This window comes from Gemmatimonadaceae bacterium, assembly GCA_016720905.1.
Classification (GTDB): domain Bacteria; phylum Gemmatimonadota; class Gemmatimonadetes; order Gemmatimonadales; family Gemmatimonadaceae; genus Gemmatimonas.
Window position 1 is genome coordinate 21623 of sequence record JADKJT010000029.1, and the last position, 14196, is coordinate 35818.

The 14196-nt window shown below is 65.3% G+C and carries 13 protein-coding genes; 11 read left to right on the plus strand and 2 right to left on the minus strand.

Annotated features, from left to right (window positions below; all coding sequences use genetic code 11):
* Nucleotides 1–28: 28 nt before the first annotated feature.
* Both gatA and gatB read left to right on the plus strand, forming a co-directional pair.
* The gene (gene gatA / locus IPP90_16695) at nucleotides 29–1450 is read left to right on the plus strand and encodes an Asp-tRNA(Asn)/Glu-tRNA(Gln) amidotransferase subunit GatA (GenBank protein MBL0172325.1); all 1422 of its coding nucleotides are present in this window, start codon (nucleotides 29–31) and stop codon (nucleotides 1448–1450) included.
* A complete protein-coding gene (gatB, locus tag IPP90_16700; GenBank protein ID MBL0172326.1) occupies nucleotides 1447–2883 on the plus strand; it encodes an Asp-tRNA(Asn)/Glu-tRNA(Gln) amidotransferase subunit GatB in 1437 nt (478 codons plus the stop codon). The genes gatA and gatB overlap by 4 nt, the downstream gene beginning before the upstream one ends.
* Here the strand turns inward: gatB and IPP90_16705 are convergent.
* Nucleotides 2856–3797 (minus strand): zinc dependent phospholipase C family protein, encoded by a 942-nt coding sequence (locus IPP90_16705; protein MBL0172327.1) that lies wholly within the window; start codon nucleotides 3795–3797, stop codon nucleotides 2856–2858. The genes gatB and IPP90_16705 overlap by 28 nt on opposite strands.
* Nucleotides 3778–4155, minus strand: a complete 378-nt coding sequence (locus IPP90_16710) for a hypothetical protein (protein ID MBL0172328.1) — start codon at nucleotides 4153–4155, stop codon at nucleotides 3778–3780. The genes IPP90_16705 and IPP90_16710 overlap by 20 nt, the downstream gene beginning before the upstream one ends.
* A 294-nt stretch (nucleotides 4156–4449) precedes the next feature.
* On the opposite strand from IPP90_16710, the gene murA reads away from it, so the two are divergent.
* From murA to IPP90_16755, 9 genes are all read left to right on the plus strand, one after another.
* On the plus strand, nucleotides 4450–5745 hold the full coding sequence (gene murA / locus IPP90_16715; protein ID MBL0172329.1) for a UDP-N-acetylglucosamine 1-carboxyvinyltransferase: 1296 nt from the start codon (nucleotides 4450–4452) through the stop codon (nucleotides 5743–5745).
* A gap of 144 nt (nucleotides 5746–5889) precedes the next feature.
* Nucleotides 5890–6513, plus strand: a complete 624-nt coding sequence (locus IPP90_16720) for a polyphenol oxidase family protein (protein ID MBL0172330.1) — start codon at nucleotides 5890–5892, stop codon at nucleotides 6511–6513.
* Between the two features lie 166 nt (nucleotides 6514–6679).
* Nucleotides 6680–7147, plus strand: a complete 468-nt coding sequence (locus IPP90_16725; GenBank protein ID MBL0172331.1) for a ribosome maturation factor RimP — start codon at nucleotides 6680–6682, stop codon at nucleotides 7145–7147.
* A 10-nt stretch (nucleotides 7148–7157) separates the two neighbouring features.
* Nucleotides 7158–8492 (plus strand): transcription termination factor NusA, encoded by a 1335-nt coding sequence (gene nusA, locus IPP90_16730; protein ID MBL0172332.1) that lies wholly within the window; start codon nucleotides 7158–7160, stop codon nucleotides 8490–8492.
* On the plus strand, nucleotides 8489–8863 hold the full coding sequence (locus tag IPP90_16735; GenBank protein MBL0172333.1) for a ribosomal L7Ae/L30e/S12e/Gadd45 family protein: 375 nt from the start codon (nucleotides 8489–8491) through the stop codon (nucleotides 8861–8863). Before nusA ends, IPP90_16735 begins: the two co-directional genes overlap by 4 nt.
* A gap of 9 nt (nucleotides 8864–8872) precedes the next feature.
* A complete protein-coding gene (gene infB / locus IPP90_16740) occupies nucleotides 8873–11845 on the plus strand; it encodes a translation initiation factor IF-2 (protein MBL0172334.1) in 2973 nt (990 codons plus the stop codon).
* Between the two features lie 9 nt (nucleotides 11846–11854).
* Nucleotides 11855–12226, plus strand: a complete 372-nt coding sequence (rbfA, locus tag IPP90_16745; protein MBL0172335.1) for a 30S ribosome-binding factor RbfA — start codon at nucleotides 11855–11857, stop codon at nucleotides 12224–12226.
* Between the two features lie 16 nt (nucleotides 12227–12242).
* Entirely contained in the window at nucleotides 12243–13115 is an 873-nt protein-coding gene (gene truB, locus IPP90_16750; GenBank protein ID MBL0172336.1) for a tRNA pseudouridine(55) synthase TruB, read from the plus strand.
* Complete coding sequence (locus IPP90_16755; protein ID MBL0172337.1) at nucleotides 13112–14062, plus strand: bifunctional riboflavin kinase/FAD synthetase; 951 nt, start codon at nucleotides 13112–13114, stop codon at nucleotides 14060–14062. Before truB ends, IPP90_16755 begins: the two co-directional genes overlap by 4 nt.
* Nucleotides 14063–14196 lie beyond the last annotated feature (134 nt).

Consider the following 14196-nt stretch of genomic DNA (forward strand, 5'->3'; position numbering starts at 1 on the left):
TGCGCTGTTGGACCGGGGCGTCGGCGCGATGGCCGACGCGGTCAATGATGGCCTGTGCGCGCCGGGTGACCTTACGAACGCCGCCCTGGCCCGCATCCAGTCGCGCGCCGCCGGGCCTGATGGACTCAACGCGGTGCTCGCCGTGGATGAACTGGGCTCGGCGCACGACGCGGACGTCGTGCAGTCGCACGTGATGCGCGGCACCGCGATGGCACTGGCCGGGGTACCGCTGCTGGTCAAGGACAACATTGCGACCCATCACCTGCCGACGTCATGCGGATCGCGGATCCTCGCCGGATACATCAGTCCGTTTGAGGCGACGGTTGTGCAGCGCCTGCGTGCAGCAGGCGCGATCGTGATTGGCAAGACCAACATGGATGAGTTCGCGATGGGCTCATCAACGGAGAACAGTGCATTCGGACCAACGCGAAACCCGATCGATCCCACGCGGGTTCCAGGGGGGTCGTCCGGCGGGTCCGCGGCGGCAGTGGCAGCGGGCGTGACACCGGTTGCACTGGGCTCGGAGACGGGCGGCTCCGTGCGCCAACCCGCGGCGTTCTGCGGCATTGTCGGCGTGAAACCGACCTATGGGCGCGTCAGTCGCTACGGTCTTGTCGCCTTTGCATCGTCTCTGGATCATGTGGGCGTGTTCGGACGTCGTGTCAGTGATGCCGCGCGTGTCTTCACGGTCATGGCCGGCGTGGATCGGCACGACGCCACCTCGGTCGACGTGCCAGTGCCGACGATCCCGGACCGTGCGGACTCGTCGTTGGCGGGCGTGGTGATTGGTCGACCCCTGGAGTACTTCCCCGAATCACTCGACCCTCGCATTCGGACCTTGTGCGATGCGGCGCTGGAGCGACTGCGCGCGCGTGGTGCCGAGGTGCGGGACGTCAGCCTGCCCAATACGGCCCTGGCCATCCCCGTGTACTACATCCTCGCGCCGGCTGAGGCCTCCAGCAACCTCGCACGATTTGATGGGGTACGGTACGGGGCGCGCATCGGGGGGGAGGGATTGCGATCCATGTACGAGGCGACGCGTTCAGGCGGTTTCGGCGCCGAGGTGACGCGACGAATCCTCCTCGGTACGTATGTCCTGAGCGCCGGGTACTACGACGCGTACTACCGGCGCGCGCAGGCCGTGCGCGACTTGATCACGCAGGATTTCTCGCGGGTGTTCGCGTCCGGAGTACATGCGTTGTTCACACCCACCACGCCCACCACGGCCTTTGCGCTCGGCGCTGTCTCCGATCCGTACGAGATGTATCTGAGTGACATCTTCACGGCGACCGCCAATCTTGCCGGTGTGCCGGCGATGTCGCAGCCGATTGGCCGTATCGACGGCTTGCCGGTAGGCGGACAGCTGATGGCCGCGCACTTTGATGAGGCGACCATGTTTCGCGTGGCACACGTGCTTGAGGACGCGCTCGGCGAGGCGGCGCACCGATGACCACCGACTATGAACTGGTGGTCGGTCTCGAAGTGCATTGCCAGCTGGCGACCGCCACAAAGATCTTCTGCGGGTGTCGGACCTCCTTCGGCGATTCGCCCAATCGCAACACGTGTCCTGTGTGCCTCGGGTTGCCTGGCGCGCTCCCCGTCTTGAACGCTCACGCAGTCCTGTTGGCGACACGAGCGGCGCTCGCGCTCGGATGCGAGGTGCACGCCACGTCCGTATTCGCGCGCAAGAATTATTTCTATCCCGATTTGCCGAAGGGCTATCAAATCTCGCAGTTTGATCGACCGCTGGCGACTGCGGGGGTGATCGATGTCGGTGATGACGCGACAGGCACGAGACCAATCGGCATCACACGCGTGCATATGGAGGAGGATGCCGGCAAGTCCGTGCATGATCGGTTCCCAGGCTACACCGCGATTGATCTCAACCGCGCCGGCACGCCATTGATCGAGATCGTATCGGAGCCTGACATGCGTTCGGCCCAGGATGCGGGCCGGTATCTGCGGCAGCTCAAGCAGATCCTCGAATATACCGCCGTGTCAGACGCCAACATGGAAGAGGGCTCGTTGCGCGTGGATGTCAACATCTCCGTGCGGCGATTCGGCGACCGACAGTTGGGGACGAAGACCGAGATCAAGAATCTCAACACGTTTTCCGGCGTTGAACGGTCGATCGAAATCGAGTATGCGCGACAGTGCACCGCGATCGATGCCGGCCGGGAGATTGTGCAGCAAACGATGCTCTGGGATGGCGTGCGCAACGAGATTCGCCCGGCGCGCAGCAAAGAGGGAAGTCACGACTATCGGTATTTCCCGGATCCCGATCTGCCGCCGTTGGTTCTCACCCAGGCGTTCATCGATGCGCAACGTGCCAGTGTGCCCGAGTTGCCGCGCGCCCGCCGCGAGCGATTCGTCTCGGCCGGTGGCCCGCCCGCGGCCGACGCCGAACAACTGACAGCGTCCTCGGTGTTGGCCGATTACTACGAACAGGTGGTGGCGACGTCGCGGGACGCCAAGCGCGCCGCCAACTGGGTGCTGGGCGTGGTGTTGGCGGCCGTGAATGCCCGAGGGGGATCCATCGCGGTCCCTCCGGTGTCCGCCGAGCGCGTCGGTGCCCTCATTCGCCTCGAGGCGGATGGCACCATCTCCAATACGGCGGCGCGTCAGCTCTTCAGCATGCTCCTTGACGAAGACGCCGAGCCGGCCCAACTGGCGGAGCGCGAAGGTTTGCTCAAGGTGTCTGATGATGCCGCCCTCATCGCGTGGATTGACGAGGTATTTGCCGAGATGCCAAATGAGGCTCGTCGGTTCCTGAACGGGGAAGCGAAGCTGCAGGGTGTACTGCTTGGCGTCGTGATGCGAAAATCGAAGGGCGCCGCCGATCCGCGGCGTCTCGGTCAGATCTTGGCTGGCCGCGTCGGTTGAAACAACGGTTCCGGCAAGTCGGCCGCATGGTGTAGCGTCGAGACGGGAAGCCCGAACATCCGATCGGCCTTGAGCGCGGCCCGCACATCGCCGCCCTGTCGCCGCGCCAATCGTCGCACCTTCTTGGCTTCCCGCAGCGGCCCGTCACCGGAAGGATCGTAGTTGAACGGCTCACTCGCGTCCCAGCGAGACAGCAGATCCACGACATAGTCGAAGGATCGCACCAGATATCGGGACACATCGGCGTCGGTCAGATCCCAACGGCTGTTTTCCGACACCAATTGGAAGATCCGCTGCCACGAGTCCGTATCCGTCACGTACACCATGCCGCGAAAGATGCGTCGATTGGTGGCGGTCCCGAACAACGTGGGACTCAGGATACGGTCGAGGTGTTGGTCGGACCCGCTGTGGTCCAGCATCAGCAACTCGCGCGCGCGCCGAGGCCAGGGATCACCAATGTGCGTGTCGATACGCGATTCCCAGTAACTGTGGCCCACGGCGGCGGTGCTCGACGTCACGGCCAACTGGCGCGGCACGTAGAAGTTGTGCGCCACGACATCCGCTGCGAGATGGGCGAGGTAACCGAGCGCAAACGCGCGCAGCGCAGGGTGGCGCGCGTCCTCGTGGATTTCCATGCCGATGTGCCACGAATGACAGTGACGCCCGACCTCGGCGTATTTCTTGGCGATACTCGTGTCGGCCGCGATGGAGCCGTAGAGGAAGTCGCTGGGAAACGCGGCGAGCAGTTCGGCGATGTGTCCTGGCAACACCGTGAGATTCCGCAGGAGTGCATCACCGAGAAAGACGTGCGTGCCTGGTGTCCAGGCGAACAACGGCGTTGGGACCAGCAGTGCCAGAAGCGCTGCTGCCAGGATCGCCGCAAGGGGCACGGCCCTAGGCGTCAGGCGCGTCATCCGGACGATGTCGGTGCCGCTTGGTCAGCGCGCGGGCACCGACACGCACACCGCGGACCGCGGCAACCGTAGCCAGCGCGGTGTCCTCCAATTCGCCTTGCAGCACGTCCAGGACGGCATTGACGTCGTCGACGCGCTGGGCGGTCGTGTCGGCCGCGTCCAGGAGGCGTTCACTGATCTCGCTGGCCGCATCGGTAATGCGCTCGGCATCCGTACGGAGCATGGCAACGACTTCCCGTGCATCGGTCACCACGGCCGTCGCGGCGACAATGAGCGGTCGGGTTTCCGTGGCAAAGTCCGTGAGGATTCCGTTGACCTGATTCACGCCGCGGCGCACCGTGATCAGGAGCCACACCATGGTGGCGAGCGTGGCGACGCTCCAGCAGCAAGACGACGAGCTGGAGGATTCCGCTCGTCCAATCCAGCACTCCGCGTTCGGAGACCATTCGTGCAATGATCGTATCCGACGGGGCGATGGCGTCCAGCAGGGGAAGTGAGACCATATTGCCGAAACCCATTGGTAGTGATCTAAGCGTTCTCGGGATGTGGGGCAAGCAACCGCTTGACGATGACGACTCCGTTCGGTGATCCTTCCAGACGCGCCTGCCGCGTTCCGCCGCACGTGCAATGTTTGCTCTCCAAGCCCGCTCGCATGCCAGCGATCCAGTATATTGTCAAGGGAGGCCACCGCCTCTCGGGAACCATTCGTCCGGCCGGCAACAAGAATGCCGCCCTGCCGATCGTCGCTGCGGCGCTGCTCACCGATCAGCCCGTGCAGCTGGACAACGTGCCGCGGATCCGCGACATCGAGACGTTGGTCGAGTTGATTCGCACGACGGGGGCGGAATGCGAGTGGACGGGCCCCAACGCGCTGCGCATTCACGCGCGATCGGTGCATGCGGGCGATCTCGATCCCGTCATGTGCGCCCGCATAAGGGCGTCGATCCTGCTGGCCGCCCCGCTCCTGGCTCGGTGCGGTGATGTCACACTGTCGCCGCCCGGCGGGGACGTGATCGGGCGCCGACGCCTCGATACCCATTTCCACGTGCTGCAAGCCCTGGGGGCCGAATACGAGTTGGGCGAACGGTTTCGCTTCACCACCAAGGGGCTCAAGGGCGCCGATGTGTTTCTCGATGAACCGAGTGTGACGGCGACGGAGAATGCACTGGTAGCGGCGGTGGCGGCGTCCGGGCGGACCGTGCTGCGCAACGCCGCCAGTGAACCGCATGTGCAGGACCTCGCGCGATTCCTCGTGGCACTCGGCGCGCGCATCGACGGGATCGGTTCAAATGTCTACACGATTGACGGTGGCCGTTCGCTCGGTGGCACGACATATGCCATCGGCCCTGACCACATCGAAGTGGGATCATTCATCGGACTCGCGGCGGTGACGCGTTCCGCCCTGCGCATTGCGGGCGCCGGGGTCGAGCACCTGCGAAGCACCCTCATGGGGTTCGAACGCCTGGGTATTCACTGCCAGATCGAAGGCGATGACTTGCTGGTCGCGGCGGACCAGTCGCGCGTAATCCAGAGCGACCTCGGTGGCCACGTGCCGAAGCTGGAGGATCAGCCGTGGCCATCGTTCCCGGCTGATCTCATGTCGATTGCCATCGTGACGGCGACGCAATGCGAGGGCATGATTCTCATGCACGAGAAGATGTTCGAGTCCCGCATGTTCTTTGTGGACAAGCTCGTCGGCATGGGCGCGCGAATCGTGCTCTGTGATCCGCATCGCGCGATCGTGTCGGGCCCCACCCGTTTGCGCGGCAGCACGGTGGAGTCCCCGGATATCCGTGCGGGCATGGCGATGCTGCTCGCAGCGCTCTGCGCCGAGGGGACCAGTCGCATCAACAATGCGCAGCAGATCGAACGCGGCTATGAACGCGTGGAAGAGCGACTGGGGGCACTTGGCGCGCATATCACCCGCGTGGAATTCAGTCCGCGCTGAGGGTACTCAATGTTGACGGACGACGCGCCGCCCCTGGAGTCGGCCGAGCCGGTTCCGGATGTGCCAACAGGAATCCTTGCGTGCACGACCACACGGCAGGCCGGCTCGTTCGGGCTCGGATCTGACGAGTCGGTCAGTGCGGCAATGACGCGCTGGAACGGACTGCTCGACGCCTTGTCGGCGCGCGGGATTCACCGGGTGGTAAGTGCGGTGCAGGTACATGGAGCCGACGTCGTCCGTCACGTCGGCGGGTGGCGCGGGTGGCTTCGTGTGCGCGGCGTCGATGGTCACGTGTCGGAGGAACCGGGGACCGCGCTCGTGGTGACCGTGGCCGACTGCACGCCCGTCTTCATCTCGCATCCGCGCGGCGTGATTGCGGCGCTGCACGCGGGTTGGCGCGGAACCGCCGGCGGGATCCTCCGCGTGGGGCTGGACGCGATGTCCGGCCTCGGTTGCCCGGCGGATGAGTGCCACGTACATCTCGGTCCTGCGATATGCGGGGACTGCTACGAGGTCGGGCCGGAAGTATTCGAGGCGACCCTCGGAGTGCGCCGGGCCAGGGGGCTTCTCGACGTCCGCGCGATTCTGGGGGAGCAGGCCACCCGCCAGGGAGTCCGCCACCTCACCGTCAGCGCACGCTGCACGCGCTGTGACCAGGCGCGCTTCTTCAGCCATCGCGGCCGTGACACCGGGCGCCAGCTGGGCGTGATCGCGCTCGAGGCACACCAGACCGCTGATTCTTTGATAATGTCGCCTGCCGTCCAATGAGTCATCTTGACCTTGTGCCGCACGTACCCTAGGTTCCGGATCTACGGCGGAACCTCCACAAAGAAGGTGACGTGCTTCACCCGGATCGCGCGGGTGGCTGAAGTGTGGGGAAGGTCCCCACACTTTTTTATTCTGGGGTGGTTTTTTCAGCAGTTGAGGTCGGCAGATGGGCGAGAGTAGCGAACCCATTGTCGTTGAAGAGCTTGACGCGTTGGGATTCGATCTGGTTGAACTCCGACGCGGCGGCTCCCGTTCGCGGCCGGTGCTGGAGATCCGGATCGATCGGCGAGACGGCACGAAGGTAACGATCGAAGACTGCGCCCGCGCCTCTCGTGCCCTTGAGGCGCGGTTGGAAGCGGGCGCGCTGGTGAGTGAGCAGTATGTACTCGAAGTGTCGTCGCCGGGGGCCGATCGGCCTCTTCGGTCTGCGGCGGACTGGCGCCGGTTCATTGGACGCCAGGCCACGGTGACGTGCGCAGCATTGGCTGGTGGCAAACAGGAGGTCGAAATTCTCGGCCTCGAGGGCGAGGGAAACGCGGCAGTCGCACATGTGCGGGATCCGAAGGGGCGGGAGACGCACGTTCCGCTCGCGGACGTTACGCAGGCGCGGCTGGCGTTCCACTGGAAACGATAGGGGAGAGCGGATGGTCGGATCGGCGGAGATACTGGCAGCGTTCCGCGAACTGTCCAATTCGAAGCAGCTCGATCGAACGGAATTGCATGGGCTCCTCCAGGACGGCATTCACGCCGCTCTGGCCAAGAAGCATGGTGCCAATGTGCAGGCCGAGGTCGAGATCAACGAAGACAAGGGCTCCATCCGCATCGTCCTGCTGAAGACGGTGGTCGAGGAGGTCACCGACCCTTCGCGTGAAGTACTGCTAGAAGAGGCGCGGTTCGAGGATACGGAGTTTCAGGTCGGGGACGTGATGGAGATCCCGGTGGATTTCGCGGAGTTCGGCCGTACGGCCGTGCAAGCCGCGAAGCAACGGATCATCCAGCGTGTCCGCGAGGGCGAGCGCTCGCGCATCCGTGACGAATTCTCGGGGCGGGTCGGCGATCTCCTGTCGGGCGAAGTGCAGCAAATCGAGCGGGGAAAGCTTGTGGTGATGCTCAACAAGTTCCGCGAGGCGGAAGCCATCATTCCGTATCGGGAACAGAATCATCGCGAGCATTACCATCAGGGTGAACCGGTGCGCGCGGTGCTCAAGCGTGTCGAGGACACCCCCAAGGGGCCGCGCCTGATTCTGAGTCGGTCCGATGCGCTCTTTGTGCAGGCGTTGTTCAAGCTGGAAGTTCCCGAGATTCAGCAGGGCATCGTCGAGATCAAGGCCGCCGCACGTGAAGTCGGCAGCCGCACCAAGATTGCCGTGACGTCGCGCGATGAAGCGGTGGATCCCGTTGGGGCGTGCGTGGGCCTGAAGGGGTCCCGCGTGCAGGCCGTGGTGAACGAACTCGGCGGTGAACGCATCGACATCGTCCCGTGGTCGCCCGATCCTGAGCGCTTTGCCAAGCTGGCCTTGGCACCGGCGCGCGTCGCGCGCGTGTTCAGCGATACGGTCACGCGAACGATCCAAGCGGTCGTGGACGAGGATCAGCTGTCGCTCGCCATTGGCCGCAACGGGCAGAATGTCCGTCTCGCGTCCGAGCTGACAGGCTGGAAGATCGATCTGTATTCGAGTCGCGAGTGGATGGAGAAGGGTGGTGAGGCGCCACTGTTCGCGCCGCTGCCGGAAGAAGGCGATGCGGATGCCGATGTGCCGCTGAACGAGATCGAGGGACTGGAAACGTCCACGGTCGCGGTGCTCGCGGAAGCTGGGTATCAGACGCTCAACGATATTCTCGACCTCGATCGCGATGATTTGCTGCGGTTGCCCGGCATTGCGCCGGTCGAAGCCGATCGAATCATGGCGATCATCGACGAGCTGACGATGGAAGATGACGCTGACAGTGGACCGTCGACGGGTACGGAACCGGGGTGAACGCGGTCAGCGGCGCTGCACTCGATGAGGCCGCGCGCCGCAAGGTGCTTGGCTTGCTCGGGCTCGGTGTTCGCGGCCGATTGGTGGTGGTGGGGGCGGAGCGGGTGCGTCTGGAGGCATTGAAGGGCACCGTGCAGTTGGCAGTGGTGGCGATGGATGTCTCGCGACACAGTCTCGACAAGGTGACCCCGGTGCTCCGGGCCCGTAGCATCGAAGTGATCGAGTGGCCGAGTTCGGCCGAGTTGGGCGGCGCGGTGGGTCGGGACACGACTGCCGCTGTCGGTATCGTAGATCAGGCGCTGGCGCGCGGTATCCGTGGCGCCGTGGCCGGGGCAGCCCCGGCGGGCGACGCGACGCGCGTTTCGCGGTAGGAGGACGGGTTGAGCAAGCTTCGTGTGCATGACATGGCAGGTGAGTTCGGCATCTCGGCAGACGAGGTGATCGCGCTGCTGCGCCAGATGGACGTTCCGGTTCGCAGCCATTTGTCGCTGCTGACTGACGATCAGGTTTCCCGTATTCGTGCTCGTTGGGAGCGCGAAAAACGCGTGCGCGCTGAAAAGGCGCAGCCGGCACCCGTCGCGACGCCACGTCGACGTCGGACGGGCGCAGCGCCCGAGGCGCCCGTCGTCGCGGAAGTGCAGCCCGAGCCGGTCGCGCATTCGGTTCGCCGTCGTCGCCGTTCGGAAACGGATGGCGCGCTGGATGGTGCGGATGCGGTCGCCGAGGCAGTGGAGGAAGCACCCACCGCAACGGTCGTGGAGCAGTCGCCACCGCCCAGTGCGCCGCCGACAAGCGCACCAGTGCGGCGCTCCGCCGCCGTGCCCGATCGCGACACGTCAGCCGAGTCGGACCAGTCTTCGATTGAGACGGTCGCGGAACCCGCGACGCCGGCGAAGCCTGCCGTCGTGGCTCCCGCGCGGGAAGCGACCGCCGTCGAACCATCCGCATCGGCAACCAACGTCAGCGAAGAGCCCAAGGCAGCGGCGCCAGTAGTGGCGACGACACCTCCGGTCGCGGACACTCCGCCAACGTCGGCCCCGGTCATCGAGTCCGCGAAGGTGCCGCCGGTGTCACCGGTGATCCCCACGGCAGACGCGGCGGCGGTTGTGTCGCCAGCGGCGCCGCCGCTGTCGCCCGATCGGCCGCGTCCTCGTCCGGTCGTTCCTGGCGCTCCGCGCCCGCGCGCCGGATCAAGCGGAACACCGAACTTCGGAACGGCACGCCCGATCGCGTCGGCAGCACCCGGTGGTGGTCTGGGCCAAGGTCAGCGTCGCGATGACCGCCGACCCGGGATGCCGGGCGCTGGCGGTCAGCAGGGTGGACAGGGTGGAGCACCAGGTGCTCAACCTGGGGGTCAAGGCGCCAGCGCCGCAGCGGCGAGCAGTCAGTCGGCGCGTCGCGGCAAGAAGGGCAAGCGCGGCTCGGTGGATCAGGAAGCGGTAACGGCGAACATCTCGAAGACGATGACGGCGATGCGCGGTCCCGTGCAGCGCGGGCGCAGTGGTCGACGCTTCGGCACGGAAATGCGCGAAGAGATGGAGTCGCAGCGCGTGGCGGCCGTGGAGCGCGAGCGCAAGACGGTGCGCGTCAACGAGTTCATCACCGTTTCCGAACTGGCGCAGACGCTGGGCATCTCGGCCACCCAGATTGTCGGATTTGCGTTCAAGACGCTCGCGTTGATGGTCACCATCAATCAGCGATTGGATTTTGATCAGATCGAACTGATCGCCAGCGAGTTCGGTTTCCAGGCGGTCAAGGAAAGCGATTACGCGGCGGATCTGCTGGAGACGGTGGAAGCGGATGCCAAGGAGGATCTGCGACCCCGGCCGCCGGTCGTGACCATCATGGGTCACGTCGATCACGGCAAGACGTCATTGCTCGACTACATCCGGAAGGCCAATGTGGTGGCCGGTGAGGCTGGCGGCATTACGCAGCACATCGGTGCCTACCATGTGCAGGTGGGCAACGACCGCCAGATCACGTTCCTCGATACACCGGGTCACGAAGCGTTCACGGCGATGCGCGCCCGTGGCGCACATGTCACCGATATCGTGGTCATCGTCATCGCGGCGGATGATCAAGTGATGCCGCAGACGGTCGAGGCGATTTCCCACGCCAAGAGCGCGGGCGTGCCGATCATCATCGCGATCAACAAGGTGGATCTGCCGACGGCGGATATCGCCAAGGTGAAGCAGGACCTGCTGCAGCATGATGTCGTCCTCGAGCAGTTCGGCGGCACCGTGTTGCACTCGGAGATTTCCGCCAAAAAGGGAACGGGTGTGGATGAGTTGCTCGCCCAGATCCTGCTGCAGGCGGATATCCTCGAACTGACGGCCAATCCGTCACGACGGGCCATCGGGTCGGTGGTGGAAGCGCAGTTGGATCAGGGCAAGGGACCGGTCGCGACGGTGCTCGTGCAGAACGGCACGCTCCGGGTTGGCGACGACTACATCTGTGGCATCTACTCCGGTCGGGTGCGCGCGCTGCTTGACGAGCGTGGCAAGCCGGTGAAGGAGGCCGGACCGGCGATTCCGGTGCAGATTCTCGGTCTGACAGGCGTGCCGATGGCGGGCGATCAACTGCTGGTCGTCGAAGATGCCTCCGCCGCGCGCGAGATTGCGCAGCGACGGGAACGTCTCGATCGCGAATCGAAGAGCCGTCGCACGACGCGTGGCGTGGTGTCGCTGGAAGATTTCATGTCGCACGCGGCGGCAGGCCAGAAGCGGCAGCTGCGGCTGATCATCAAGGCCGACCAGGGTGGTCCGGCCGAAGCGCTCGCCGATGCGCTCGGTCAGTTGTCGAATCCCGAAGTCCAGGTGGAGATCCTCCACCGGGGTGTGGGCGCCATTGCCGAGAGCGATATCCTGCTGGCCAAGGCATCTGGCGCCATCATCATTGGCTTCCATGTGCGGCCCGACAACAACGCGCGGGCAGCGGCGGAGCGCGAAGGCGTCGACATCAAGTTGTACAAGATCATCTACGAGGCGGTCGCCGATGTGAAGTTGGCGCTGGAAGGGATGCTGCGTCCCGAATCGCGCGAAGTCGTCTTTGGCGAAGCGCAGGTGCGCGAGACGTTCAAGGTGGCGCGCGTTGGCGTGATCGCGGGTTGCATCGTGCGCAGCGGCAACATCAACCGAAAAGGCCGCATCCGGGTCATTCGCGATGGCGTCGAGATGTACGATGGCACCATTGCGTCGCTGCGCCGCTTCAAGGACGATGTCAACGAAGTCAAGGAAGGTTACGAGTGCGGTATCGGGATCGAGAACTTCAACGACGTCAAGATTGGCGACGTCTTCGAGTGCTATCGGACTGAGGAAGTCGCCCGCACTCTCGATCAGGCTGCAAAGTCCTGAGGAGCACACATGGGCGAACCGCGGCGGCCTGACCGCGTGGCCGAAGCCATTCGCGAGGGGGTGGCGACCTTCCTCGCGGATGGGGCGAAGGATCCGCGTATTCGCGGGTTTGTCACGGTCACGGCCGTGGACGTGACCCGCGACCTTCGACACGCGACGGTGTTTGTCAGCGTGATGGGTGGTGACGCGGCGGTGAAGGCGACGTTCGAAGGGCTGGCCAGCGCCGCGCTGCATTTGCGTTCGTTGCTGGGCAAGTCGTTGCGATTGCGCAATGCGCCGGAGATTCACTTCAAGGCCGACGAGAGCATCGCGCGGGCGTCCCGGATCGAGCAACTGCTCGCGCAGGTGCGCAATGAGCGGGAGTCGGGCAACCCCGAGTGATCGGCGTGTGAGGGGGGTGCTGTTCGTCGACAAACCGGCGGGCATCAGCTCGCACGATGTCGTGAGCACGGTGCGTCGCGCCGCGCGCACCCGGCGCGTCGGACACGCCGGGACGCTCGATCCGTTCGCGACCGGTTTGCTGGTCGTGGCCGTCGGGGCGTGCACGCGATTGCTCCCCTATGTGGCGGGCGAACCGAAAGTCTACGATGCACTGGTCCAATTCGGCAGCGAAACGGACACGGATGATGCCACAGGCCGCGTGGTGCGGTGCGCTGCGCCACCACCGCCAGCGGCCGTCGCGGCAGCGATGTCCGCACTGACAGGGACGTTCGATCAGGTGCCACCGGTATTTTCGGCCAAGCATGTGGATGGTCAACGGGCCTACGCCGTCGCCCGGCGTGGAGGAAACGTCGATCTCGCGCCCGTGCCGGTGACCGTGCACCGGTGGGAGACGCTCGAACAGCAACTCGCGTGTATCCGTGTGCGCATCACGTGCGCCGGTGGCACGTATGTGCGTGCACTGGCGCGCGATCTGGGTCGTGCGTTGCAGAGTGCCGCGCACTGTGCTGAACTGCGTCGCGTGGCCAGTGGACCGTCGCTGGTGACCGAGGCGGTTCGATTCGATGCGCTGACGCCCGGGGCGATCGCTGACGGGACGATTGGGCTGCGTTCGCCGCTCGGACTGCTGGAGCCAATGGCCCATGAGCCGCTTGACGAGGCGGCCCTGCTCGCGCTGTCACACGGTCGTGCGGTACCGGCGCATCACCCGGGACCTCGCGCCGCGTTACTGTCTGGCGGCCAGGTGGTGGGCATCGCCGATCGCGTGGTGGATCCGGTGCTGGGGGATCGCTGGCAGCCGCGCGTGGTCCTTCAGGGCGTCGACGCGTGAGTGAGGCGGCGCGGTCGGAGCCGATGAACCTGCCGATCGGTGCCACCGGCGCCGTCGTTACGGTGGGAACGTTTGACGGGATGCACCGTGGACATCAGGACGTCTTGCGGCGCCTCGCCGCCCGCGGCGAGGCCACTGGTCGACCCAGTGTGGTCATCACGTTCGACCCGCACCCACTGGAAGTGGTCAATCCCGCCGCCGCGCCACCGCTGCTGACGACCTTTCGGGAAAAGCTCGAGGTCATCGTGCAGACCGGGGTGTCGTACGTCGCCGTCCTGCCATTCACGCCGGGACTGGCCGCCCTCGGTGCCGAGCAGTTTGTGGATGCCGTGTTGCGCGGGCGATTTTCCATGACGGAGTTGCTGATCGGACACGACCACGGATTTGGCCGCGGGCGAACGGGAGACAGTGAGGTGCTGCGTGCACTCGGCCGCCAGCGCGGGTTCGGGGTGACGCTGCTGGAACCCGTGGCCGGTCCCGACGGGAAGGCCGTTTCGTCGACGACGATCCGACAGGCCATCGCCGATGCCGATCTGGCGAGAGCGGCCGAGGGCCTCGGTCGACCCTACTGCCTGAGCGGACGAGTGATCGGCGGAGATCGGCGAGGCCGTTTGCTGGGGTACCCCACCCTGAATCTCGATCCGCCTCCGCCGAACAAGCTGTTGCCACCGGACGGCGTCTACGCGGTGCGCGTCCAGACTCCGCAGGGCGAATTCCAAGGCATGTTGAACCTCGGGGCACGCCCCACATTTGGGGATCCTGCCCGACGCATCGAGACGCACGTATTTGACGCGTCGCACGACTGGTACGGCGCCTCCGTGCGCATTGACCTCATCCGGCGCCTCCGTGACACGAGGTCGTTTGCCGACGCAGCGGCTCTACAGGATCAGCTCAGGCACGACGAAACGGCCGCCCGCGAGGTACTGATGCCCTCCATTCGCGACTGAACCGCCAACCAGGATGCGTGGCTGGCTACCGGAAGGAGCGAATACGCCCTAAGTTACGAGGCTTGGCGTACTTCGGGGGACCGTCCCCGTATGCGTCGACGCTGTTGCTGTTCCCGTTCTTCCCGGTCGCGCCC

What these genes read in the sequence shown, in the direction of transcription:
- gatA (MBL0172325.1), top strand. Translation starts at nt 29, where the DNA reads ATGGCCGACGCGGTCAATGATGGCCTGTGCGCGCCGGGTGACCTTACG.
- gatB (MBL0172326.1), top strand. Translation starts at nt 1,447, where the DNA reads ATGACCACCGACTATGAACTGGTGGTCGGTCTCGAAGTGCATTGCCAG.
- IPP90_16705 (MBL0172327.1), bottom strand. Translation starts at nt 3,797, where the DNA reads ATGACGCGCCTGACGCCTAGGGCCGTGCCCCTTGCGGCGATCCTGGCA.
- IPP90_16710 (MBL0172328.1), bottom strand. Translation starts at nt 4,155, where the DNA reads ATGGTGTGGCTCCTGATCACGGTGCGCCGCGGCGTGAATCAGGTCAAC.
- murA (MBL0172329.1), top strand. Translation starts at nt 4,450, where the DNA reads ATGCCAGCGATCCAGTATATTGTCAAGGGAGGCCACCGCCTCTCGGGA.
- IPP90_16720 (MBL0172330.1), top strand. Translation starts at nt 5,890, where the DNA reads ATGACGCGCTGGAACGGACTGCTCGACGCCTTGTCGGCGCGCGGGATT.
- IPP90_16725 (MBL0172331.1), top strand. Translation starts at nt 6,680, where the DNA reads ATGGGCGAGAGTAGCGAACCCATTGTCGTTGAAGAGCTTGACGCGTTG.
- nusA (MBL0172332.1), top strand. Translation starts at nt 7,158, where the DNA reads ATGGTCGGATCGGCGGAGATACTGGCAGCGTTCCGCGAACTGTCCAAT.
- rbfA (MBL0172335.1), top strand. Translation starts at nt 11,855, where the DNA reads ATGGGCGAACCGCGGCGGCCTGACCGCGTGGCCGAAGCCATTCGCGAG.